General features: G+C 69.5%; 21 protein-coding genes. 9 read left to right on the top strand and 12 right to left on the bottom strand.

Translation table 11 applies throughout. The annotated features are described in order from the left end of the window. Positions 1–22 precede the first annotated feature (22 nt). A complete protein-coding gene (locus CU254_RS05050; RefSeq protein ID WP_009073365.1) occupies positions 23–1,108 on the bottom strand; it encodes an LLM class flavin-dependent oxidoreductase in 1,086 nt (361 codons plus the stop codon). A gap of 241 nt (positions 1,109–1,349) precedes the next feature. Between CU254_RS05050 and CU254_RS05045 the strand changes: the two genes are divergently transcribed. Together CU254_RS05045 and CU254_RS05040 are read left to right on the top strand one after the other, a co-directional pair. After that, positions 1,350–3,401 (top strand): type IIA DNA topoisomerase subunit B, encoded by a 2,052-nt coding sequence (locus CU254_RS05045; protein WP_037716599.1) that lies wholly within the window; start codon positions 1,350–1,352, stop codon positions 3,399–3,401. A gap of 32 nt (positions 3,402–3,433) precedes the next feature. Continuing rightward, positions 3,434–7,228: a DNA topoisomerase (ATP-hydrolyzing) gene (locus CU254_RS05040; RefSeq protein ID WP_050788114.1), complete on the top strand. Its 3,795-nt coding sequence runs from the start codon at positions 3,434–3,436 to the stop codon at positions 7,226–7,228. Between the two features lie 699 nt (positions 7,229–7,927). Here CU254_RS05040 and CU254_RS43930 read toward each other — a convergent pair. The 6 genes from CU254_RS43930 to CU254_RS05010 form a co-directional block, all read right to left on the bottom strand. After that, positions 7,928–8,350, bottom strand: coding sequence for a YbaB/EbfC family DNA-binding protein (locus CU254_RS43930; protein WP_369871175.1), 423 nt, complete (start codon positions 8,348–8,350; stop codon positions 7,928–7,930). 53 nt (positions 8,351–8,403) lie between these two features. Next, positions 8,404–8,784 carry a hypothetical protein gene (locus CU254_RS05030; RefSeq protein WP_009073356.1) on the bottom strand — a complete coding sequence of 127 codons (381 nt, stop codon included), beginning with the start codon at positions 8,782–8,784 and terminating at the stop codon, positions 8,404–8,406. Beyond that, positions 8,785–9,900 (bottom strand): C40 family peptidase, encoded by a 1,116-nt coding sequence (locus CU254_RS05025; protein ID WP_009073354.1) that lies wholly within the window; start codon positions 9,898–9,900, stop codon positions 8,785–8,787. Then, positions 9,897–10,211, bottom strand: coding sequence for a hypothetical protein (locus tag CU254_RS05020; protein WP_009073352.1), 315 nt, complete (start codon positions 10,209–10,211; stop codon positions 9,897–9,899). The genes CU254_RS05025 and CU254_RS05020 overlap by 4 nt, the downstream gene beginning before the upstream one ends. A 78-nt stretch (positions 10,212–10,289) precedes the next feature. Continuing rightward, positions 10,290–11,090 carry a thioredoxin domain-containing protein gene (locus CU254_RS05015; RefSeq protein WP_009073350.1) on the bottom strand — a complete coding sequence of 267 codons (801 nt, stop codon included), beginning with the start codon at positions 11,088–11,090 and terminating at the stop codon, positions 10,290–10,292. 5 nt (positions 11,091–11,095) lie between these two features. Then, positions 11,096–11,605, bottom strand: coding sequence for a MauE/DoxX family redox-associated membrane protein (locus tag CU254_RS05010; protein WP_037716592.1), 510 nt, complete (start codon positions 11,603–11,605; stop codon positions 11,096–11,098). Between the two features lie 98 nt (positions 11,606–11,703). Here CU254_RS05010 and CU254_RS05005 point away from each other — a divergent pair, with 98 nt between their 5' ends. The 4 genes from CU254_RS05005 to CU254_RS04990 all read left to right on the top strand — a co-directional run bounded on the left by CU254_RS05005 (position 11,704) and on the right by CU254_RS04990 (position 16,698). Further along, on the top strand, positions 11,704–12,534 hold the full coding sequence (locus CU254_RS05005) for a glutamate ABC transporter substrate-binding protein (protein ID WP_009073346.1): 831 nt from the start codon (positions 11,704–11,706) through the stop codon (positions 12,532–12,534). Next, positions 12,531–14,951 (top strand): ATP-dependent helicase HrpB, encoded by a 2,421-nt coding sequence (gene hrpB, locus CU254_RS05000; protein ID WP_009073345.1) that lies wholly within the window; start codon positions 12,531–12,533, stop codon positions 14,949–14,951. Before CU254_RS05005 ends, hrpB begins: the two co-directional genes overlap by 4 nt. Before the next feature lie 77 nt (positions 14,952–15,028). Then, positions 15,029–15,943 carry an ATP-binding cassette domain-containing protein gene (locus tag CU254_RS04995; RefSeq protein ID WP_009073343.1) on the top strand — a complete coding sequence of 305 codons (915 nt, stop codon included), beginning with the start codon at positions 15,029–15,031 and terminating at the stop codon, positions 15,941–15,943. Then, on the top strand, positions 15,940–16,698 hold the full coding sequence (locus CU254_RS04990) for an ABC transporter permease (RefSeq protein WP_009073342.1): 759 nt from the start codon (positions 15,940–15,942) through the stop codon (positions 16,696–16,698). The genes CU254_RS04995 and CU254_RS04990 overlap by 4 nt, the downstream gene beginning before the upstream one ends. Here CU254_RS04990 and CU254_RS04985 read toward each other — a convergent pair whose 3' ends face one another. Further along, entirely contained in the window at positions 16,699–17,193 is a 495-nt protein-coding gene (locus CU254_RS04985; protein WP_369871174.1) for a TetR/AcrR family transcriptional regulator, read from the bottom strand. Positions 17,194–17,301: 108 nt separating this feature from the next. Here CU254_RS04985 and CU254_RS04980 point away from each other — a divergent pair, with 108 nt between their 5' ends. Beyond that, positions 17,302–18,441 (top strand): FAD-dependent monooxygenase, encoded by a 1,140-nt coding sequence (locus CU254_RS04980; protein WP_009073340.1) that lies wholly within the window; start codon positions 17,302–17,304, stop codon positions 18,439–18,441. Here the strand turns inward: CU254_RS04980 and CU254_RS04975 are convergent. After that, the gene (locus CU254_RS04975; protein WP_009073336.1) at positions 18,413–19,060 is read right to left on the bottom strand and encodes a response regulator transcription factor; all 648 of its coding nucleotides are present in this window, start codon (positions 19,058–19,060) and stop codon (positions 18,413–18,415) included. The two genes, CU254_RS04980 and CU254_RS04975, sit on opposite strands and share 29 nt — an antisense overlap. After that, entirely contained in the window at positions 19,057–20,604 is a 1,548-nt protein-coding gene (locus tag CU254_RS04970; RefSeq protein WP_037712586.1) for a sensor histidine kinase, read from the bottom strand. The genes CU254_RS04975 and CU254_RS04970 overlap by 4 nt, the downstream gene beginning before the upstream one ends. Before the next feature lie 81 nt (positions 20,605–20,685). On the opposite strand from CU254_RS04970, the gene CU254_RS04965 reads away from it, so the two are divergent. Both CU254_RS04965 and CU254_RS04960 read left to right on the top strand, forming a co-directional pair. Continuing rightward, complete coding sequence (locus CU254_RS04965; protein ID WP_037355092.1) at positions 20,686–20,895, top strand: hypothetical protein; 210 nt, start codon at positions 20,686–20,688, stop codon at positions 20,893–20,895. Continuing rightward, positions 20,892–21,620 carry a hypothetical protein gene (locus CU254_RS04960; RefSeq protein ID WP_009073332.1) on the top strand — a complete coding sequence of 243 codons (729 nt, stop codon included), beginning with the start codon at positions 20,892–20,894 and terminating at the stop codon, positions 21,618–21,620. Before CU254_RS04965 ends, CU254_RS04960 begins: the two co-directional genes overlap by 4 nt. On the opposite strand, the gene CU254_RS04955 is transcribed toward CU254_RS04960, so the two are convergent. Beyond that, positions 21,617–21,838, bottom strand: a complete 222-nt coding sequence (locus CU254_RS04955; protein ID WP_009073330.1) for a hypothetical protein — start codon at positions 21,836–21,838, stop codon at positions 21,617–21,619. The two genes, CU254_RS04960 and CU254_RS04955, sit on opposite strands and share 4 nt — an antisense overlap. Positions 21,839–21,849: 11 nt before the next feature. Continuing rightward, positions 21,850–22,980 (bottom strand): inorganic phosphate transporter, encoded by a 1,131-nt coding sequence (locus CU254_RS04950; protein ID WP_009073329.1) that lies wholly within the window; start codon positions 22,978–22,980, stop codon positions 21,850–21,852. Positions 22,981–23,076 lie beyond the last annotated feature (96 nt).

Genomic DNA, 23,076 nt, shown 5'->3' with positions numbered 1-23,076 from the left:
ACTCAGTCCGGAGGTATCCGGGTCAGGCGTTGACCGCCTGAGCCGCCTTGAGCGATTCGTGCGTGGGCGCGTCCGGCACGTGCGCCGGGCGCTTCGCTTCCAGTTCCTTGCGCAGCACCGGCACGACCTCTTCGCCGAGCAGGTCGAGCTGCTCCAGCACGGTCTTCAGCGGCAGGCCGGCGTGGTCCATCAGGAAGAGCTGGCGCTGGTAGTCGCCGAAGTGCTCGCGGAAGGTCAGCGTCTTGTCGATGACCTCCTGCGGGCTGCCGACGGTCAGCGGCGTCTGCTCGGTGAAGTCCTCCAGCGACGGCCCGTGCCCGTAGACCGGCGCGTTGTCGAAGTACGGCCGGAACTCGGTCCACGCGTCCTGCGACTTCGGCCGGATGAACGCCTGCCCGCCGAGCCCGACGATGGCCTGGTCGGCCTTGCCGTGCCCGTAGTGCTCGAAGCGCTGCCGGTAGAACGCGATCAGCTGCTGGAAGTGCGAGGTCGGCCAGAAGATGTGGTTCGCGAAGAACCCGTCGCCGTAGTACGCGGCCTGTTCGGCGATCTCCGGGCTGCGGATCGAACCGTGCCACACGAACGGCGGCACGCCGTCGAGCGGGCGCGGCGTCGAGGTGAAGCCCTGCAGCGGGGTGCGGAACTTGCCCTGCCAGTCGACGACCTCCTCGCGCCAGAGCTGGTGCAGCAGCGCGTAGTTCTCGACGGCCAGCGGGATGCCCTCGCGGATGTCCTTGCCGAACCACGGGTAGACCGGGCCGGTGTTGCCGCGGCCCATCATCAGGTCGAGCCGCCCGTCGGCCAGGTGCTGCAGCATGGCGTAGTCCTCGGCGATGCGCACCGGGTCGTTCGTGGTGATGAGGGTGGTCGACGTCGAAAGGACGATCTTCTCCGTCCGCGCCGCGATGTTCGAGAGCAGGACCGTGGGGTTCGCCGGCGCGGCGAACGGCGGGTTGTGGTGCTCTCCGACGGCGAAGACGTCGAGACCGACCTCTTCGGCCTTGAGCGCGATCTTGACCATCGCCTTGATGCGCTCGTGCTCCGTGGGCGTGACGCCCGTGGTGGGGTCGGTCGTGACGTCGCCCACCGAGAAGATTCCGAACTGCATGACCGCTCCCTAGCCGGTTGCTTCGTACCTTGCTTGTCGGCACAACTACTCGCGTGGAAGATGTATTCCTTCAGGACTATACCGGTGACCTGGGACACGCTGCCGGACGCCGCCGGGGGCGCAGCGGCCAGTTCCTGTCGGGGGGTGCGGATATCCTGCAGTACGGTGACGGCCCGGGGCCCCTGCTCCGGCCGCCTGTTTGCCCACCGAACAGCTCGCCTCGATCCGGGAGAACGACCTCGTGACTGCTGAGACTCTGTACGGGGCCGACGACCTGACCCACCTCGAAGGACTCGAGGCGGTCCGCAAGCGCCCCGGGATGTACATCGGCTCCACCGACAGCCGTGGCATCAACCACCTGTTCTCCGAGGTCGTCGACAACTCCACCGACGAGGGCGTGGCCGGCCACGCCACGCGCATCGTCGTCACGCTGCACGCCGACGGCAGCGTCCAGGTGGACGACGACGGCCGCGGCATCCCCACCGGTGTGCACGCCAAATCCGGCCTTTCCGGCGTCGAACTGGTGCTGACCCGGCTGCACGCCGGCGGCAAGTTCGGCGGCTCCGGATACAAGACGTCCGGCGGTCTGCACGGCGTCGGCGCCTCGGCGGTGAACGCGCTGTCGCACCGCTTCGACGTCACGGTGAAGCAGAACGGCAAGGTCCACCAGATGTCGTTCGCGCACGGCGTGCCCGGCGTGTTCGACGGACCCGGCCCGAAGGCGAAGTTCACCCGCCGCTCCGGGCTCAACCTCGTCGGCAAGATGAAGCGCGGCGAGCGGAGCGGCACGTCGATCCGCTACTGGTACGACGCGCGGTACTTCGAAACCGGCGCCGCGCTCGACGTCGAAGGCGTGCGCACGAAGCTGCGCAACACCGCGTTCCTCGTGCCCGGCGTCACGTACGTGCTGCGCACCACGTTCGAGGACACCATCAACGAGGAGACCTTCCACTTCCCGAACGGGCTGGCGGACATGGTCGACTTCCTCGCCCCGGACAGCGAAAAACCCGTCTGCGGCACGCTGATGATCACCGGCGAGGGCACGTACAAGGAGAACGCGGCGGACGCCAACGGCGTCATGCAGTCCAATGTGGAGCGACACGCGGAGGTCGAGGTCGCGCTGCGCTGGGGCACCGGCTATGAGCGCACCGTGGAGTGCTTCACCAACACGATCCGCAACGTGCACGGCGGCACGCACCGGCGCGGGTTCGACCGCGCGGTCACCCGCGCGCTGCAGGACGCGATCGGCAAAACCCGCGGGCTGCTCAAGGCGAAGGAGGACCCGCCGACCACCGAGGACGTGCTGGAGGGCATGACCGCGGTGATCCACGTCCGGCTGCCGGAGCCGCAGTTCACGTCGCAGACCAAGGACGAACTGTCGACGGCGGGCATCACGCGCGTACTGCAGGGCATCGTCGACAAGCAGGTGCGCGCCTGGACCGAGGACCGGAAAACCAAGTCCGAGGCCAAAATCGTGCTGCAGAAGGTGGTCGACGCGGCGCGCGTGCGGCTCACCCAGAAACAGCAGAAGGACGCCGCCCGGCGCAAGACCGCGCTCGAGGGCGCGGCGATGCCGCCGAAGCTGGTCGACTGCCGCACCACCGGCGTCTCGCGCAGCGAGCTGTTCCTGGTCGAGGGCGACAGCGCGCTCGGTTCGGCGCGGATGGCGCGAGTGTCGGAGTACCAGGCGCTGCTGCCGTTGCGCGGCAAGATCCTCAACGTGCAGAAGGCGTCGCTGGGCGACACGCTGAAGAACGCCGAGATCGCGTCGATCGTGCAGGTGCTCGGCGCGGGCACCGGCCGCACGTTCGACCTCTCGACGATGCGCTACGGCCGGGTCATCCTGATGGCGGACGCGGACGTCGACGGTTCGCACATCCGCACGCTGCTGATCACGCTGTTCGCGAAGTACATGCGCCCGGTGATCGAGGACGGCAGGCTGTACGCGGCCATGCCGCCGCTGCACAAGATCACCACGAAGGGCCGCGGCTCGGAGACCATCTTCACCTTCACCCAGCGCGAGATGGAGCAGAAGGTCGCCGAGCTCGAGGCGGCGGGCAAGCAGGTCGTCACGCCGGTGCCGCGGTTCAAGGGCCTCGGCGAGATGGACGCCGACGAACTGTGGGAAACCACGATGAACCCGGCGACGCGCTCGGTCCGGCGGATCACGCTCGAGGACGTCGAGGCCGCGGAGCTGGCGCTGGAACTGCTGATGGGCGAGAAGGTCGAGCCGCGGCGCAACTGGCTGGTCGAATCGTCCGACCGCGTCGACCGCGACGCCATCGACGTCTGAGTTTTCCGTTCGTTCCCAAGGAGTTGTGAGCCATGGCTCGCCGTAGCAAGACCCCGGTGACCCGGGTGGACCCGAGCGCGTTCGACTCGCCGGGCGCGCAGGTCTTCGACAACCCGCTGAAGACGGAGATCGAAGACTCGTACCTGGAGTACGCGTACTCGGTGATCCATTCGCGCGCCCTCCCGGACGCGCGGGACGGCCTGAAGCCGGTGCACCGCCGGATCCTGTTCTCGATGAACGAGAACGGCTACCGCCCGACGCACGCGTACGTGAAGTCGTCGCGCGTGGTCGGCGACTGTTTCGTGCGCGGCGCGCTGGTGTCGACGCCGGACGGGCTCCGGCCGATCGAATCCATCGCGGTCGGCGACCAGGTCCTGGACAGCCGCGGCAAGGCCGTGCCCGTCGCCGAGGTCTACGAGAACCCGCCGGACGAACTCGTCCGCATCACGTGGTCGAACGGGCACACCATGCTCGTCACCCCCGGACAGCGGTTCCGGACTGTGGCGGCAGATTCGACCCTGGACTGGACGGCCGCCCGCGACCTGACCGGACGGCTGACCCTCGCCTACGGCAGCGGCCGCCGGGAAAGCCTGCCGCAAGGCGGGGGCCGGTACGCCTATTTGCTCGGCTTGATCACGGCGGAAGGGTTCGCCGTCGACCGGAATCGCCCTGCGGACGGGCGCGTCCGGATCCACATGTGCGACATCGAACCCCTCGACGCCGTGCACGAGTGGGCGACGGCCAGCGGGGTGAGCGTGTCTCGAGGGACTCGCGTCGCGGCCAAACCGGAATGGCGCGACCAGCACATCCTCACCTTCGCCCGGCACGACGGCCTGCTCGCGGCAGGCGGGCCGCGCAGCGACGCGAAGCTCGTGCCCGAGGAGGTCCTCTCGGACCGGGCCACCTGGGCTCCGTACCTCGCCGGTCTCTTCGACGGCGACGGCTACATCCGGAAGAACCACCGCGAGCTCGTCTATGTCAGCACGAGCGAAAAGCTCGTCCGGCAGGTCTACTCGATGCTCGCGGACCTCGGCGTCCACGGTCATCACTGGAGCAACTCCAGGCAAGCCGGGCACAAGACGCTGCTGGGCTTGTCCGTCAGCGGATCCGACGCGGCGGTACTGGCCCGCGTCATGCTGCCGTGGATCACCATCGGCTACAAAAAGAGCAGCCTCGAGAAGCTCACTGAGATCGCCTACGAGTACGGCGGGAAACAGGGGAACGACCGGCTGCCCAACAAGGGGGTCATGGCCGAGTTCTCCGCCGCGCACCGAGGCGGGGGATGGTTCCGCGACACTGGCGGAACCGCGTTCCGGGCGTCGTTGTCGATGGGGACCGGCACCGCGGTCCGCTACGGGAAGGACCGGCACGGCACCGCGCTGGAGGACCGCTCGTTCCGGCTTTCCAGGGCGCACCAGGACGGCTGGATCGAGAAACTGCGCCGGATCGGCTCCCCGCTCGCGGACCGGCTCGACGCGCTGAACGGTTTCTCGTTCCTCGAAGTGGTTTCCGTCGAACGGGTCGAACCCGAGGTCACTTACGATATTCAGGTCGGCGCGGAAGACCACGAATTCGCGACCGAGGGTTTCGTCGTCCACAACTGCATGGGCAAGTACCACCCGCATGGGGACGTGGCGATCTACGACGCCATGGTGCGGCTCGCACAAGACTTCTCTTTGAACGTCCCTCTGATCGACGGGCACGGAAACTTCGGGAGCCCAGACGACGGACCGGCCGCTTCGCGTTATACGGAAGCCCGGATGTCGAACGAGGCGATGCTGCTCGTCGGCGAACTCGGCGAGGACACCGTCGACTTCCGGCCGAACTACGACGGTTCGCTCGAAGAGCCCTCGGTGCTGCCCGCCGCGTATCCGAACCTGCTGGTCAACGGCACGTCCGGGATCGCGGTCGGCATGGCGACCAACATGATCCCGCACAACCTCGGCGAGGTGATCGGCGCCGCGCGGTGGCTGATCAACCATCCGAACGCCACGCTCGACAAGCTGATGGAGTACGTCCCCGGCCCGGACCTGCCCACCGGCGGCAGCCTGCTGGGCCTGGACGAGGTCCGCAAGGCCTACGAAACCGGCCGCGGCGTGGTCCGCATGCGCGCGAACGTCGAGACCGGCCCGCTGGAAGGCAGCCGCGGCCGGCAGGCCATCACGGTGACCGAGCTGCCGTACGGTGTCGGCCCGGAGAAGGTGATCGAGAAGATCACCGACGAGGTCAACAAGTCCAAGCGGCTCACCGGAATCGCGGACGTCAAGGACCTCACCGACCGCGAGAACGGCACGCGGCTCGTCATCGAGTGCAAGGTGGGCGTCAACCCGCAAGCGCTGCTGGCGGATCTGTACCGGCTCACGCCGCTGGAGCAGTCGTTCGGCATCAACAACCTGGTGCTCGTCGATGGCCAGCCGCAGACGCTCGGCCTGAAGGCGCTGCTGGAAGTCTTCCTGAAGCACCGCTACGAGGTCGTCACGCGGCGCACGCGTTATCGCCGGCGCAAGCGCGAAGAGCGCCTGCATCTGGTCGACGGTCTGCTGATCGCGCTGCTGAACATCGACAAGGTCATCCGGCTGATCCGCGAAAGCGAAAACGCGGCCGCCGCGAAGGACGGCCTGATGACGAAGTTCAAGCTGTCCGAGATCCAGGCGACCTACATCCTGGACACCCCGCTGCGCCGCCTCACGAAGTACGACCGGCTGGAGCTGGAAAACGAGCAGGACAAGCTGCGCGCGGAAATCGCCGAGCTGACCACGATCCTCGAGGACGAGTCGGTCTTGAAGAAGCTCGTGTCGACGGAACTGGCGAAGATCGCGAAGGACTTCCCGACCGAGCGCCGCACCCGCCTGATCGACGGGGACCTGAAGGAAGTCCTGGCCGCGTCGAAGCCGTCCGGCCCGCTGGAAGTAGCGGACGACCCGTGCCAGGTGATCCTGTCGGCGACCGGCCTGGTGGCCCGCACGGCAGCGGAATCCGAAGAGGCGTCGGAAGTCCGCCGCAGAAACGGCCGCGTCAAACACGATGCTGTATCGGCCGTCGTGCACACCACCGCACGCGGCCAGGTGCTGCTGGTGACCAGCCGAGGCCGCGCGTTCAAGACGGACGTGCTGCCCCTGCCCGTGCTCCCGGAACAAGCAGGCACGGTGTCGCTGCGCGGCGGCATGGCGGCAAAAGAACTGGTACCGCTGGAAAAGGGCGAGCGAGTCGTAGGCATCGCCCCGCTGGGCGAACAAGCAGGCGACTCGCCGGGCTTGGCGATTGGCACGCGCGGTGGCGTAGTGAAGGTGTGCGCCCCGGACTGGCCAGTGCGCTCGGACGAATTCGAGGTCATCAGCCTCAAACCCGGCGACGAAATCGTCGGCGCGACCTGGCTGACCGACGGAAACGAAACCCTGGCCTTCATCTCGTCGGACTCGTCGCTGCTGCGCTTCGCCGCGAGCCTGATCCGCCCGCAAGGAACCAAGAGCGGAGGCATGGCAGGCATGAAACTGGCCGCGAACGCCACCGCGATCTTCTTCGGAGCCATCCGCACCGACGACGAAGAACACGGCGAACCGATGGTCGTGACCGCGACGGGCCAGAGCGTGAAGGTCACGCCCTTCAGCGAATACCCCGCAAAGGGCCGAGCCACCGGCGGCGTGCGAGCCCACCGCTTCCTCAAGGGAGAAACCGAGGTGCAAGTCGCCTGGGTAGGCCCGCGCCCAGCAGGCGCAAGCCGCACCGGCGACCCAGTAGAACTCCCGGAAACAGACCTCCGCCGAGACGGCTCAGGCCACGCCCACCCCGGCCCGGAGGTAGTAGGCCACCTCATCGAACGCGGCTAGCAAGGGGGGTGCCCATCCGCACGAGCGCGTGCGCACCCCCTCTCCGGCGCCCGTCCGTCGGGCCCTGCTCCCCGCAGGGTTCGACGGACGCAGGCGGTGGCCGCAGCGCCTGGTTTTTGTGGCGCGAGTGGTTCCGGCCCGACTGCGCTGAACAGGCCGGGTTCCTCCCGCACGGACTCCGCTACCTGCAGGGTCCAACGGACACAAGCGGTGGTCGCAACGCCCATTGATTGGCGATGCGAGAGCATCCGACCGGACTGCACTGAACGGCCGGATTCGCGCCCTTCTCCGCCGCCTCCCATAGGTTCCGCCGAACACAAGCGGTGGTCACAACTCCCGTTGATTGGTGATGCGAGAGCATCCGACCGGACTGCACTGAAACAGGTCGACACTTAGATCATTGATCCACCAACACCTGCCGCAAATGGAGATGGAATTGCGGCACAAATACCTCAACGGTCGCCGCGGGAGCGCAAGCCCCCACCTGAAACCGCAGCCAATACACCCAAACCAACGAGGCACCCCCACCTCCCCCATCCCCGATACAAAGCCAAAAACACGGCGCTGGGGTGCTTGTCAAGGCATCTTTCCCGCCTTGACAAGCACCCCAGCGCCGTAGTCACACTAAAAAATCGGGGTGCCCAACCAACCACGAAAAACGGCAATGTCGCCCGCCAGGGCGACGAGCCGCCCAAGAACTCACCGATCCGACCGCAAAGAAGCCGGATCAAACGTTTCCCACTCCTCCACACCAGCCGAAGCCGAAGCAGGAGCAGAAGCACCCCGCCTCTCCGCCCGCAACCGCTGAAACTCCTCCACAGTCATCCCAGGATCATCCTCAGCCGAACGAGCCGGAGCCGCCTTCCCAGACAACGCCTCCACCAGCAACCCAGTCTCCTCCCCCAACAACAACCCCACCCGGTTGTAGCAATCCTGCTCAGCCTCAGCCATAGCCACCCGAACCACCTCAAGCACCAAAGCCGAAACCCGCGAAGGATCCCAACCCATCAGGGACGGAGCAAGCCACGACCGCTTCAACGCCCCCAACGCATCCACGGTCACCTCAACCGACCCATCGACCGCATGAGCCGACCCCCGAGCCTCCCCCATCACCGCGGCCACCTGCCCCAACGCCGCCTCGCGCGACCGAGCCAGCTCGATCAGCTCCGAAGTCCTCACCACGTCACCGGCTCTTCGTCATAGAAATCCGGATCATCCTCAGCCAACGGCTCATACCCCAACGCGGCCACCGCCTCCGCCCCCAGCACCGGCGCCAACACCTGATGCATCCGATCCCCAGCCCGCCGCTCAGCCCGCCGCGACAGCTCCACAATCTGCGAAGCCACCGCGTCCGACCCACCACGCAACGCGGCCCGCGTCAACGTCAGCCCGGTCAGCAACCCACCCGGCGCGACCTCCACGGACACCCCGCCAGCAGCAGCCTTCCCCACCACCGGCCCAGCCCGCTCGAACCGCGCAGCAGCCGCCTCCCCGGTCCGGGAAGCCTCCTCCATCACCCGCGCCACCGCGTGATCCATGTCGAACTCAGCCACCACTCACCCCGTCGGCCGGTAGAACCCGATGAACTGCTGCCCGGCGTTGGTCGTCCGGATCTTGCTGATCTGCACCGGATCCCCGGCCTCGACCATCTGCCCGTCGCCGATCACCATCGCGACGTGCCCGGACCACACCACCAAATCCCCGGGCAGCAACTGGTCGATCGAAGGCACCTCAGCCCCGACCGTCTGCTGCTTCGCCGTCCGCGGCAACTGCAACCCAGCGTCCTGATAGGACGTCATGGTCAACCCGCTGCAGTCGAGCCCCTGCCCGCGCGCGGTCCCGCCCCACACATACGGCACGCCCAGCTGAGACAACGCCGCCCGAACCGCCTTGGCCGCGGTTTCGTTCGGTGCCATCACGGTTTTCCCGCCCGGCAGGTTGATCCCGACGCCACTGCCCGGCTGCGGCGGAACAGCGACCGGCAGCCGAGGCTTCCCGGCATACCCGCCGCCACCTCCGCCACCGCCGCCGCTGTCGCCGCCGCCACCGCCGTGGCTGACGTGCGCGCCGTTGTTGTTGAACGCCTGCGGCACCGAAGTCGTGGCACTGCTCGCGGACGTCGATTCCGACCCGCCGAGCCGCTGCCCCAACCCGGTCAGCTTCCCGAGCGTCTCCTCGGTGAACGTGGCCGCCTGCCCGGTCAACTGCCCGATCTTCGTCTGCAGCTGCAAAAGAATCTGCCGCGCCGCGGCCGCTCGGCTCTCCGGCGGCTGGATCCCGTTGACCGCCGCCAGCGCCTTCATCGAGGACGCGATCTCCCGCAGGATCTCGTCCCGCACCTGGTCGTGGCGGATCTCGCCGACGTGCAGCGTCTCCGCGGCTTCCGCGACCGCCCGCTCGATTTCCGCGCTCTCGTCGAGAAGGTCCTGGACCTCCTTCTCCAGATCCTTCGACGTCTGGACCGCCCGCTCCGAGGTCGCCCCGGAACTGGCCTGGGCCAGATTCACCCGCTGCGCGCCCGCGTGCTGATTGGCCTGGCCGACGGACGTCTGCAGCGCGACATGTCCGTCGCGCGCGCCGTTGATCGCCGCCGGATCGTGCTTCAGCTTCGCGGCGAACTGATTGGTGGTGTCCAGTCCGTTGCGGACCAGATGATCGACTGGAGCGTTCACGAAAGCCTGCGCATCGCGTCGCCGTGTTCCTGCTCGACCGCGGCGTAATTGCCCTGCGTGCGCCGAGCGGCCTCGCCGACGTCGCGCCAGCCGCCGCCGAGGGCGTGCATCCGTTCCTGCAACGCCCGCATCCGCGCGCCGTACGCGCCGGCGAAGCCGGATTCGTCGCCGATCGCGGAGAACCCGTCGCCGGACAGCGTCACGTGCGGGCCGATGTGCGCCTTCGCCGCGGAACGCACCTCGTCGCCGAGTGGGTCGACCTGCTTCGCGTAGTTCTCGTACGCGCCGTCGTCGACATGAAAACCGGACACAACCCGCCCCTCCCCTGAGCCCTGCGGCCCAGGTTAGCGGACGAGTTGTGCCCGGACAGGCGAAATGACCGGATCAGGTCAGCCGTTGAGGATCTTCGACAGCCAGTCGCCCTGCGCCGGAACGGCCTTGCCGTCGACCGCGACCGTCGGCGTGCCGAAGCCGATCTGGCCGTTGCCGAAGTCCTGCTGCAGCTTCGGGTCGTTCTGGATCTGCTGGAACGCGGCCTGCAGCTGCTGATCGTAGGCGCCGCTGTTGACCGCCTGCGCGAACTTCGGGTCGCTGATCCCGAGGTCCTGGCCGAGCTTGATCAGCTGGGCCTTGTCGTACCCGCGGCCGCCCTCCGGCGGCTGGTTCTTGAACAGCGCGTCGTGGAACGCGGTGAACTTCTGCTGGTCGGCGGCGGCGAGCGCGGCGTTGGCCGAGTCGAGCGAGTAGCCCGGCGGGTCCGAGTTCTTGTTGAGCAGGATGACCATGTGGTAGCGCACGGAGAGCTGGCCGTCGTTGATCGCCTTCTCCATCCGCGCCCCGAAGTCCTGCTGCAGCTTCGCGCAGTACGGGCACAGGAAGTCCGCGTACAGGTCCATGGTCTTCGGCGCGCCCGGCTTGCCGACCGTCACCACGGCCCCGTCGCGCTTCTCGACCACGCCCGGCCCGAGCGCCGAGGTCGTGCTCGGCTGGATCGCGCTGTCCTGCGTGGCGTTCTTGCTCGAGTTGATCCAGAGCACGCCGCCGATCACGAGCGCGGCGACCACCACGACGGCGACCACGACCGCGATGATCTTGTTCCGGTCGCTGTTCGAGCCCCGCGCCTGGGCGACCGACCTCGCGGCCGCCGCCTGCTGACGGCTTTTCCGCGCGTTGCGCGCAGCTCCACCCACTGTTCCTAATTCCCTTCCGCGATGCCCTTGGGGTAGTCGTCCGAGGCCCCGCCCGAGTTCCCGGCGTTCCTGCCCTTGCCCCAGCCGAGCCAGCCGTCGACCGAAAGCCACGTGCGCGGCCGGACGAGCAACCACACCGCGAGCAGGGCGAAACCGGTGTCGCGCAGGATCTCCTGCGGGTACTCGGTCTTCCCGGCGTCCACGCGCCCGCCGCCGCCGAAGCAGCCGCAGTCGATGCTCAGCCCGCGCGCCCACGACTGCGCGATGCCCGCGACGAGCACTGCCAGCAGCAGGAGCGAAGCAGCCGCGACCCAGCGCGTGGCCAGCCCGGCTAGCAGCAGCAGCCCGAGCACCAGCTCCAGCAGCGGCAGCCCGGTGGCGACCGGGCGCACCAGCGCGTGCGGGAGCACGTCGTAAGCCTGCACGGCGATGTACGTCTGCCCCGGATCGGCGATCTTCAGGCCGCCGGACACGAGCCACACGGCAGCCAGCCCGAGCCGGGCGAGCGTGCCGATGGTGTCGAGTACAGGTTGGGGCAGTCGGCGCACGCGCTTAGGCTAGCCGTCTGACCTGAGAACCATGTGAGCAGCCAACCGGCGAAGCGGAGGCACCGATGCGGATTCGCGCACTGGTTGCCGCACTGTTTCTGCTGGTCAGCTGCGTCTCCTGCGGTTCGTCGACGGTATCCAAGGACGATCCGCTTCCCACCCGGGCGCGTGACGGCAACCACCTGACGATCGGAATCCGGTTCGACGCGCCCGGCCTTTCGCAGCGAACCGTCGACGGCAGGCTCGCCGGTTTCGACGTCGACGTCGCCACTTTCGTCGCGCGCGAACTGGGGGTCGAACCGGACCGCATCACCTGGCACGAGACCACCCCGGCCCGCCGCGAAACGGACCTCACCTCGGGCGCGGTCGACCTGGTCGTGGCCACCTATTCGATCACCGACAAGCGGAAGCAGCGGGTGAGCTTCGCCGGACCGTACTTCGTCACCGGCCAGGACCTGCTGGTGCGGCTCACCTCGCCGGACATCACCGGTCCGGAAAGCCTCAACGGCAAACGGCTCTGCTCGGTCACCGGCTCGACGCCCGCGCAGATGGTGAAGGACAAGTTCGCGCAGATGGTGAAGCTGGTCGAGTACCCGCGGTACCCCGACTGCGTCACCGCGCTGCTGGCCAACCAGGTCGACGCGGTGACCACGGACGCGGTGATCCTCGCCGGGTACGCCGCGCAGAACCCGGAGCTGCTGAAGGTGGTCGGCCGCCCGTTCTCCGCCGAGCGGTACGGCATCGGCCTGCGCAAGGGCGACACCGAGGGCCAGCACGCGGTGGACGACGCGATCCGGAAGATGGTGTCGACCGGGGCCTGGCGGAAGTCGCTGGAGGCGAACATCGGGCCGTCGAACTACCCGTTGCCGAATCCACCGGAGATCACCGAGCAGTGACCGACTTAGCCTCGCTGCCGGACCTGCCCGTCCGCGCGGTGCTGCCGTCCGTGCTGAGCGCGCTCGACGACCACGGCGCCGCGGTGCTCGTCGCCCCGCCCGGCACCGGCAAGACGACGCTCGTGCCGCTCGCGCTGAACCGCGGCGAGGGACGCGTCGTGGTCGCCGAACCGCGCCGGCTCGCTGCCCGGGCCGCCGCCGGGCGGATGGCCGCGCTGCTGGGCGAACCGGTCGGCGAGACGGTCGGGTACGCCGTGCGCGGCGACCGGAAGGTCTCGTCGCGCACGCGGATCGAGGTGGTCACGTCGGGGCTGCTGGTGCGCCGCGTGCAGCACGATCCCGAACTGGCCGGGGTGTCGACGGTCCTGCTGGACGAATGCCATGAACGCCATCTCGACGCTGATCTGCTGCTCGCCTTGCTCCTCGACGTCCGCGCCGGATTGCGCGACGACCTGCGGCTGCTCGCGACCTCGGCGACAGTCGCGTCCGGACGGCTGGCCGCACTGCTCGGCGACGCTCCGGTGATCACCGCGCACGCCCGCACGTACCCGGTCGAGCTGAGTTATCGCGCTCCGGTGCGCGGGGAACGTCCGGAAGCCGCGGTCGCCTCGGCAGTCCGGAAAGCGCTGTCCGAAGGAGATGGTGATGTGCTCGCGTTCCTCCCGGGCGCCGGGGAGATCGCGCGTACGTCGGCGTTGCTGAGTTCGCTGGACGCGGACGTACTCCCGCTGCACGGACGGCTTTCCGCTGCCCGGCAGGACGAAGCCTTGCGGCCCCGCGACCGGCGCCGGGTAGTTCTGGCGACCGCCGTCGCCGAGTCGAGCCTGACTGTGCCCGGCGTCCGCGCGGTCGTGGACTCGGGTCTCGCGCGCGTCCCGCGGGTGGACCATCGACGCGGTCTCGCCGGGCTCGCCACGGTGCGGGTTTCGGCCGCGGTGGCGGAACAACGCGCTGGTCGCGCGGGCCGGGAAGCGCCGGGCCGCGCGTACCGGTGCTGGCCGGAGCACGAGCAAGCGACGCTGCCCGCGTATCCGGAGCCGGAAATCCGCACCGCCGAACTGGCGCGGTTCGCACTGGAACTCGCCTGCTGGTCGACGCCGGACGGGACCGGCCTCGCCTGGTGGGATCCGCCCGGCGAAGGCGCGCTGGCCGCCGCGCGAAGCCTGCTCGTCACGCTCGGCGCGACCACCGCCGACGGTGCGGTCACGCCGCGCGGACAAAAGATGGCCGACCTCGGTCTGCATCCCCGGCTGGCGCGCGCGTTGCTGGACGGGGCTGAGGCCGTCGGTGCCCGAGCCGCCGCAGAAGTCGTTGCGCTGCTTGACACCGGAGCGACGCTGACCGACGTCGAAGCCGAACTGCGCCGGCTCCGTTCCGCGCACGACGACGCCGCCCGTCGCTGGCAGCGGGACGCGAAACGGCTGGCCGCTCTGGTTAATTCGCCAGCGAAAGCAGACCCGGACCCCGCGCTCGTCGTCGCTCTCGCGCACCCGGAACGTCTGGCGCGGCGGCGCGCGGGATCGGCCCCGGTGTACCTGATGGCCAGCGGCACCGCAGCCGAACTGCCGAGCGGCAGCGGGTTGGGCGACGCCGAATGGCTGGCCGTCGCCGAAGCCACCCGCGACCCGGGCCGGGTGCACGGGACCATCCGCCTCGCCGCGACCGCCGACGAAACACTGGCCGTCCGAGCCGCGCCGACCCTGGTGTCCGAAGTGGACGAAGTGCGTTGGGACGGCGAGGTCGTCGCCCGACACGTCCGCCGCCTGGGCGCGATCGTGCTGTCGGAAAAGCCGCTGCGCAATCCAGACCCGCAACTGGTCCACGACGCGGTGGTCGCCGGGCTCCGCGCCGAAGGCCTCGGTTTGCTGCGCTGGAGCCAAGACGGCACCCGCCTCCGCGAACGCCTGGCGTTTCTGCATCGCGTCCTGGGCGAACCGTGGCCGTCCGTGGCCGACGAATCACTGCTGTCCGATGTGGACAGCTGGCTGGACCTCTCGAGGGTCCGCCGCCGAGCCGATCTGGCGAACGTCGACGCCGGATCCGCCCTGCGCGGCTTGCTCCCCTGGCCCGAAGCCGCGCGGCTCGACGAACTCGCGCCGGACCGGCTCGAAGTCCCGTCCGGTTCGCACTACCGCGTGGACTACCAGGGGGACCAGCCGGTGCTCGCGGTGAAATTGCAGGAGACGTTCGGCTGGACCGAGACGCCGTCGCTCGCCGACGGCCGCGTGCCGGTGGTACTGCACCTGCTCTCGCCCGCCGGCCGCCCGGCCGCGGTCACCGCCGATCTCGAATCGTTCTGGCGCACCGGATACGCCGCCGTCCGCGCCGACCTGCGGGGACGCTATCCGAAACACCCGTGGCCGGAGGACCCGGCGACCGCCAAACCGACCCGGCACACCACCCGCCGGTCGCGCTGACCCCTGCCGAAAGTCGGGGTCGGCCCGGGACGGTCGGCTGATGTCCGCGCACCCCGCCCGGGCGCAGACTTCGCTCTATGATCACGTTTCGCGGATTGACGAAGCGCTACGGCCAGAAAACCGTGGTCAACGGCCTCACCTCGGTCCTCGAGCCGGGCACGGTGACCGGGTTCCTCGGCCCGAACGGCGCGGGCAAGTCCACCACCATGCGGATGACCGTCGGACTCGACCGGCCGGACTCCGGCGACGCGCTGATCCGCGGCAAACCGTATGCGGAACTGCGATTTCCGCTGCGGGAAGTCGGCGCGCTGCTGGATGCGAAAGCCGTGCATCCCGGCCGCAGCGCGGGCAAGCATCTGCTCGCGATGGCGCGCAGCAACGGAATCGCCGCGAGCCGCGTCGAGGAGGTGCTCGCGACGGTCGGGCTGAGCGACGTCGCGGGCAAGCGCACCGGGACGTTCTCGCTCGGCATGAGCCAGCGGCTCGGCATCGCCGGCGCGCTGCTCGGCGACCCGGGCGTGCTGATGTTCGACGAGCCGGTCAACGGCCTCGACCCGGACGGCGTCCGCTGGGTGCGGCAGCTGATGCGTTCGCTCGCTTCCGAAGGACGCACGGTGTTCGTGTCCAGCCACCTGATGAGCGAGATGCAGCTGACCGCGGACCGGCTGCTGGTCATCGGCAAGGGAGCGATCCTCGCCGACGCGGCGATCGGCGACTTCATCGCGGGCAACTCGAGCCGGTCGGTCGCGGTGCGCGTCCCGGATCCGGCTGAGCGCGCGAAACTCGCGGACTGGCTTCGGGCGAACGGCCGGTCGGTGCTGCCCGGCGAGGACCGCGAACTGCTCGTGGACGAGGCGAGCGCGGCCGAGATCGGGGACCTGGCTTACGAACTGGGCGTCCGGCTGCACGGGCTTGCCGAGCGGACCGCTTCGCTGGAGCAGGCGTACATGGAACTGACGGCCGGATCGGTGGAATACGGGGTTACGGCATGACGAAGCTGGCGATCGCGGCGGAGTGGACGAAGTTCTGGTCGGTGCGGGCGACGTGGCTCTCGTTGTCCGGCGGGATACTGCTGATGGCGTTCTACTCGGTCGTTTCGGGGATTTCCCAGCACGCGGGCAGCGAACGGCAGCAGACCGCGCACGGCATCGTCAACTCCGGCGCGATCTATCTGGTCGAGTTCTGCGTGCTCGCGGTCGCGACGCTGTTCGTGACCAGCGAGTACACCAGCGGGTCGATTCGCTCGACGCTGCAATGGGTCCCGGTGCGGGCCCGGCTCGCCGCCGCCAAGGCCGCGGTACTGGTGCCGGTGCTGTTCGGGTACGGCGTGCTGGTCGCCGCGCTGGGCATGGGGGTCGCTTCGGTGCTGATGCGTGGGGCTGGGGGTCCCACGTCACTGGCGCAGGGAGCGAGCACCGCGGTCGGCATGGGAGCGTATTTCGCCCTGCTCGGCGTGCTGTGCCTGGGGATTTCGTTCGTGCTGCGCAGTGCGGCGGGCACGTTGGTGGTGGTGATCGTGCTGCTGCTGCCGTTGCCGATGCTGATGTCGTCGTACGTGTTTCCCGGCGCGATGGACTATTTCCCGGCCTTCGCGGGGATGAACGCGATGGTGCCGCCGGGCGACGTGAACCCGCTGCTCGGCGGCCTGCCGCCCTACGGACCGTGGATCGGCGTGCTGGTCTGCCTCGTCTGGGCGGTCGTGGGAATCGGCGCCGGGACCGCGCTGCTGAACCGCCGCGACGCCTGATCAGGCGTCCGGCAGGCCCAATCCGGCGAGCACGGCACGGGCTCCGGCCACCAGTTCGGCTTCGGTCGGCGGGTGGACGGAGCCCGTGCCCGCCAGCGCGTCGAAGATCGACCCGTCGAGCCACCCGATGAGCACCCGGGTGTGCTCCTCCGGAGTCGGAGAGCCAGCCGCGGCAAGCACTTCCGCGCACCGGCGGCGCAATTCCAGCCCGCCCGCGTCGTATCGAGGGCGCAACTCCGGCCGTCGGACCGACTCGAGGGCGAATTCGTAGCGCGCGAGCATCCTGGTCCGGCCGGCGGTGATCGAGCGGTGCACCACCGCGCCCAGGAACTCCGCGAGTTTCCCTTCCGGCGGCTCGACCTCGGCCTCGTCCAGCGCGACCATCCGGTCCGCGGCCAGCTCCAGCAACGCGAGGCGGGTCCGCGCGTAGTACGACGTCGAGCCCGCGGGCAGCCCGGCGGCCCGGTCGACGGCGCGGTGAGTCAGCCCGCGCATGCCTTCGGCCGCGATCACCTCGATGGCCGCGTCGCCGAGCACAGCTCTCCGTTCCACCCCCGGAACACTACAGGTGTAGAGTCCTCTACAAACGTAGAGGAGGTCGGCATGGCTACGCGAAGCGCGGTCGTGGTCGGGGGCGGCATCGGAGGACTGGCTGCGGCGATCGGGTTGCATCGGGTCGGCTGGGAGGTCACGGTGCTCGAACGGGCCCCGGAGTTGACCGCCATCGGCGCGGGGATCTCGTTGTGGCCCAACGCGCAGCGAGCGCTGGCCGAACTGGGCGTCGAGCCGCGGCTCTCGGCCCAGCGCGGCGGCGGCCTGGTCGACCGGCGCGGGCACCGGCTGGCCAACTGGGACGCGGACCTCTTCGTGCGCAACCACGGCTTGCCGCTGGGCGCGATCCACCGGGCGAACTTGATCGAAGCTCTGCGGTCAGCGTTGCCGGACGGATGCCTGAAGACCGGGGTCGAGGTGACCAGCGTCGAGCAGAACGGCGTGGTACACCACGGTTCCGGTTCGATCGAGGCGGACTTGATCGTGGCAGCCGACGGAATCAACAGCCCGATCCGGCAGACGCTTTTCCCGGCCGCGCGCGTGGAGTACAGCGGCGGTGCGGCCTTCCGCGGGATCGCCAAACTGCCGCTGAAGCCTGCTTTGAGCACGACGTGGGCAGCGGGGATCGAAGTCGGCCTCCTGCCGCTGCTGGACGACGAGGTGTACTGGTGGGTCTCCGAAGCCCGCCCGGCCGGGATCCGGCACGACGACGTCCGCGCTTACCTGCGCGAGAAATACGGACGCTGGCGCGAACCGATTCCGCAGCTGATCGACGCCACGCCGGAAATCCTGCTGCACGACACGTATCACCTGGCCACGCCGCTGCCCACCTACGTCCGCGGCCGCATCGCGCTTCTCGGGGACTCCGCGCACGCGATGCCGCCGTTCCTCGGACAAGGCGGTTGCCAGGCACTGGAGGACGCGGTGGTGCTGGCCTCGCGCCTCCAGAAGTCCACAGTGGACGAAGCACTCCGCCGTTACGACGCGGAACGCCGCCCGCGCACGCAGAAAGTCGCGAAGTCGTCGATCCAAGCCGGTGCCAGCGGCCCGCTTCTCCGCAATCCGGCGTTGGTCGCGCTGCGGGCAGCTTTCACGCGGCTGCTGCCCGCGGCAGTCACCACTCGCGTCGGAGCGAACATCAGCCGCTGGCAACCGCCGAGGCTCACACCAGTCCCGCTTCAAAAGCCGTGATCGCGGCCTGCACCCGGTTCCGCACGTCCAACCGGGTCAGGATCGTGCTCACGTGCGCCTTCACCGTGCCCTCCACCACGAACATCCGCGCCGCGATGTCCGCATTGGACAGTCCTTCGGCCAGCAGCACCAGCACTTCCCGTTCGCGGTTCGTCAAGACACTCACCCGCTCGCGGGCGGTCGCGGCCCGGCTGAACCGGTTGCCGGACAAGCGCGTGATCACCCGGTGCGCGACCTTCGGCGACAGGAACGCCGCGCCGTCGGCGACCGCGTGCACCCCGGCGAGCAGTTCGCGCGGATCTCCCGCCTTGAGCAGGAATCCGCTCGCGCCGAGGCCGAGCGCGCGTTCGATGTACTCGTCCTCCCCGAACGTCGTCAGCATGAGCACACCGGTGTCCGGCACCAGCTTGCGGATCTCCTCCGCCGCGGCGAGGCCGTCCAGACCGGGCATGCGGATGTCGAGCAGCGCGACGTCCGGCCGGTTCGCCCGGGCCAGTTCGACCGCCTCGCGTCCGTCCGCGGCCTCGGCCACCACCTCGATGTCCTTGTCCGAGGCCAGGATCGCGGCCACGCCCGCGCGGATCATCGCTTCGTCATCGGCCAGCAGCACGCGGATCACGGTTCGTCCTCACTGTACAGATCCTTGCTCGCCACTCGACCGTCCACAAAGCACAGTCGATAGACGGCATAGTTGAAGTTGAGCCAGCTCCGGCCTGCCCCGTAGTACTCGCAGGTGCTCCCGGAAGGCTGCGGCGGCACGTTGATCGCGGGCAACGTCGTGCGCTGGCGAGCGGGCAGCAGCGGTTCGACCGCCGAACGCGGCGTGCCGAGCTGGATCCGCTCGTACGAGTCCGGCGGCAGCTCCGACGACGACCACTGCACCAGGAACGTCACCCCGGCCCCGCCGAGCACCACCCCGAACAACGCCAGCGGCACCACGATCGCCTGCACCAGACTCGACCGGACGGCGCGCCGGGCGCGTTCCAGCTCGCGCGCGGCCTGCCCGATCCCGTCGTCGTCCGGCTCGGGCACGGGAGCCGAATCGTGCGGCAAGCACGCCGCCACCTCGAACCCGCCGTTCGCCGGGCCCGCGGTCAGGCTCCCGCCGACCAGCCGCACCCGCTCGTGCAGGCCGATCAACCCCCGTTTGCCGGACCGGCCGGGCAGCGGTCCGGCGGGCGGCGGCGCGTTCTGGACCCGGACGGCCGTCGCCTCTCCGCTGCTGGTCACGACCACTGTGACCGCCGCGCCGGGCGCGTACTTCGCCGCGTTCGTGAGCCCTTCCTGCACTACGCGGTAGACCGCCCGGGCGACCATCGGCGGCGCGCCGTCCAGGTTGTCGATCCGCGCGCCGATCTCGATCCCGGACGCCCGCGCGCGATCGATCAGCTCGCCCAGGTCGCCCTGCACCGGTTCGACCGGCGCGGCGTCCTCGCGCAGCACCCCGATGATCTCGCGCAGCCGTTCCGTCGCCGTCGCCGCGCCCGCCCGGAGCTGTCCGGCGGCCTCGCGTTGCTTGTCGCCAAGCTCGCGGTCGACTTCCAACGCCGCCGCGCGCACCGCGATCAGGCTCAGTTCGTGGCCGAGCGAATCGTGCATGTCGCTGGCGATCCGGGCCCGCTCCCGCAGCCGCGCTTCCTGCGCGACCAGCCGGTGCCTGCTCTCCATCTCTTCCGCGCGCCGCCACCCGTCCTGCGCGAGTTCGCGCCGCAGCCGCACGTGCCGCCCGAGCAGGCACGGCGCGACCCCGGCGAACGCCAGCGTGCCGAGCACCGCGCCCCACGCGTCGAAGCTCGACGTCGGCAGCATGGCCAGCGGAATCCCGGCCACCGCGATGGCGAAAAAGCAGATCATCGCGGCCCGGGCCCTGGCCAGCCGCAGCCCGGCCAGGTAGGAGATCACGACGATCAGGAAGAACTCCCACACCGCCACCCGGCCGCCCCAGCCGAACGCGATGACGAGCGCCGTCGCCATCGCCACCGCCAGGGCGAACGCCGGATACACGCGGGTCGTCGCCATCGCCACGGTGACCGACGCCAGTCCGTAGGCGAGTTCCCAGCCGTGCGCGCTGTTCGACGCGTCGAGCACGACGAACCCGCACAACGCGGCCCAGAGCAGCACGTCGAACGCCACCCGCCAGCGGATGCGCGTCGCCTCCTTCATTCCACTGACGCTACAAGGGCCGCCCGATTCGTCACCACTGCCGAAAGTCAAGGGCGGGATCGTGCGGCATGATGGGTCACCATGGCTGAACGCACCCTGGCCGAACAGCTCGGCGCACCCCTGCCGGACGGCATCGAATCCCTGCCTGAGCAGCACAAACAGGATTTGGCGGCGGCGTTGCGGGACGCCCGGCACCGGCAAGCCCAGGCGCTCGCCCGCGCGGGTGAGGAAAGCCTGAAGTACGTGCCGGCGCTGCTGCGCGGCGCGGTGCGGAAAGCGGTCGGCCTGTGAACCCGGAAATCCTCAAGCTCGCCCGGGTGCTGGACGTCGACCCGGCCCGCCTCGACTACCTCGCCGACGTCGACCAGGGCGAGGTGCGGCTGCTGCGCGAGCAGATGACGACCACGTTGTTCGACGCGAACCTCGTCGTGCTGGAGCGGATGGCGCTGGCGAGCAGACTGCTGCCGGCCGGGGTGACCGCGAAGATCGCGGAGAAGGTGTTCGGCCCGCTGCTGTGCGCGCGGATCGCCGGGCTGGTCGATGTATCGCGCGGGGTCGACGTCGCGAAACGGCTGTCGCCGAAATTCCTCGCCTCGGTCGCCGCGGAACTGGACCCGCGACGCGCCACCTCGATCATCACGCGCATTCCGGTGCAGACGGTCGTCGCGGTCGCCGAGGACCTGACCCGCCGCGAGGACTGGATCACGCTGGGCCGGTTCGTCGGCCACCTGCCGGACGACACGGTCCGCCGCTGCGTCGGCCTGCTGGACGACGCCGGTCTGCTGCGCACCGCGTACGTGCTGGACGACCGCAGCCGAATCGACCACATGCTCAGCCTGCTCGGCGACGACCGCCTGCCGGCGCTGGTCCGCACGGCCGCGGCGGACGAATCGCTGTGGGCGCCGGCGTTGGACGTGCTTGCCCACCTGAACGAAGCCCGCCGAGCGACGGTGCGACCGCTGCTCGACGAGCTTCCGGAGGAACTGCGAACCCGCGCGGAGGCGGCGCTCGGCTAGGCCACGATCAGGTAGATCCCGTAGCCGATCACCGCAGCGCAGACCGCGAAGCACACCACTGCGCCGGTCAGCTGCACCGTGCCGCTGCCGCCGTTCGCGCGGGCCGTCACGCGCTCCGACAGCCCGCGCACCCCGTATGCGAACAGCCCGGTCAGCACGACTGCCGCGGCCAGCGCTACCACGAACACGATGCCGAGAGCACCCCAGTTGATCGCCATGTCGTGCTCCCTCAGGCCGCGGCCGGGGCGGCCTCGGCGGCCTCCGGCTCGTTGTTGACGGTGGCCGGCGTGACCGGGTTGCGCCGCGACGCGAGCCAGATGCCCAGCGCGAGCAGCACTCCGACGCCGCCGACGAGGACGGTGCCCCAGCTTCCGCGCGTGGAGACCGCGGCGGCGACGGCCCCGACGATCGCCGCGGCGGGCAGCGTCAGCGCCCAGGCGATGACCATCTTGCCCGCGACGCCCCAGCGGACCTCGGCGAGTTTGCGGCCGAGCCCGGAGCCGATGATGCCGCCCGAGGTGACGTGCGTGGTCGACAGCGCGAAGCCGAGGTGCGACGAGGCCAGGATGACCGCCGCGGAACTCGTCTCGGCGGCGAACCCTTGCGGCGTCTGGATTTCGGTGAGCTTCTTGCCCATCGTCTGGATGATCCGCCAGCCGCCGAAGTAGGTGCCGAGCGCGATCGCCAGTCCGGAGGCGAGGATGACCCAGACCGGCGGGCTCGACCCCGGCGCGAGCGAACCGCCCGCGATCAGCGCGAGCGTGATGACGCCCATCGTCTTCTGCGCGTCGTTGGTGCCGTGCGCGAGCGAGACCAGGCTCGCCGACAGCACCTGGCCGGTCTTGAACCCCTTGCCGACCACGTCCTGCCGGGACTTGGCCGTGATCCGGTAGACGAGGAACGTGCCGACGATCGCGACGACGCCCGCCACCACCGGCGACGCGATCGCCGGGATCAGCACCTTTTCGACGACCTTCGCGAAGTGCACCGCGTCCGCGCCGGACGCGATCCAGGTCGCCCCGATCAGCCCGCCGAACAACGCGTGCGACGAACTCGACGGCAACCCGACCAGCCACGTCACGAGATTCCAGACGATGGCCCCGACCAATCCGGCGAAAATCACCACCGGCGTGACCTTGGTGTCGTCGACGATCCCGCCGGAAATGGTTTTCGCGACCTCGATCGAAAGAAAAGCGCCGACGAGATTCAGCACCGCGGAGATCGCGACCGCGACGCGGGGCTTCAGCGCACCGGTGGCGATGGAAGTGGCCATCGCGTTGGCCGTGTCGTGGAACCCGTTGGTGAAGTCGAAGGCCAGCGCCGCGACGATCACCACCAGGACGATGAGAGAAAAGTCCATGCCCGCTCTCCAGTCCGGAGTGTCCTGCGGGAGTGACGGTACCGACGCCGGCGGGGTCTCCAGATCCCTCAGCGAGTGGCCAGTAGTTGAACTCTG

The sequence above is a fragment of the Amycolatopsis sp. AA4 genome, from assembly GCF_002796545.1.
GTDB lineage: Bacteria > Actinomycetota > Actinomycetes > Mycobacteriales > Pseudonocardiaceae > Amycolatopsis.
Note: the sequence above shows the minus strand (reverse complement) of the source record. Positions and strands in the feature narration are given on the sequence as shown.

What these genes read in the sequence shown, in the direction of transcription:
- CU254_RS05050 (WP_009073365.1), bottom strand. Translation starts at nt 1,108, where the DNA reads ATGCAGTTCGGAATCTTCTCGGTGGGCGACGTCACGACCGACCCCACC.
- CU254_RS05040 (WP_050788114.1), top strand. Translation starts at nt 3,434, where the DNA reads ATGGCTCGCCGTAGCAAGACCCCGGTGACCCGGGTGGACCCGAGCGCG.
- CU254_RS05005 (WP_009073346.1), top strand. Translation starts at nt 11,704, where the DNA reads ATGCGGATTCGCGCACTGGTTGCCGCACTGTTTCTGCTGGTCAGCTGC.
- CU254_RS04995 (WP_009073343.1), top strand. Translation starts at nt 15,029, where the DNA reads ATGATCACGTTTCGCGGATTGACGAAGCGCTACGGCCAGAAAACCGTG.
- CU254_RS04990 (WP_009073342.1), top strand. Translation starts at nt 15,940, where the DNA reads ATGACGAAGCTGGCGATCGCGGCGGAGTGGACGAAGTTCTGGTCGGTG.
- CU254_RS04985 (WP_369871174.1), bottom strand. Translation starts at nt 17,193, where the DNA reads ATGCGCGGGCTGACTCACCGCGCCGTCGACCGGGCCGCCGGGCTGCCC.
- CU254_RS04980 (WP_009073340.1), top strand. Translation starts at nt 17,302, where the DNA reads ATGGCTACGCGAAGCGCGGTCGTGGTCGGGGGCGGCATCGGAGGACTG.
- CU254_RS04970 (WP_037712586.1), bottom strand. Translation starts at nt 20,604, where the DNA reads ATGAAGGAGGCGACGCGCATCCGCTGGCGGGTGGCGTTCGACGTGCTG.
- CU254_RS04965 (WP_037355092.1), top strand. Translation starts at nt 20,686, where the DNA reads ATGGCTGAACGCACCCTGGCCGAACAGCTCGGCGCACCCCTGCCGGAC.
- CU254_RS04955 (WP_009073330.1), bottom strand. Translation starts at nt 21,838, where the DNA reads ATGGCGATCAACTGGGGTGCTCTCGGCATCGTGTTCGTGGTAGCGCTG.
- CU254_RS04950 (WP_009073329.1), bottom strand. Translation starts at nt 22,980, where the DNA reads ATGGACTTTTCTCTCATCGTCCTGGTGGTGATCGTCGCGGCGCTGGCC.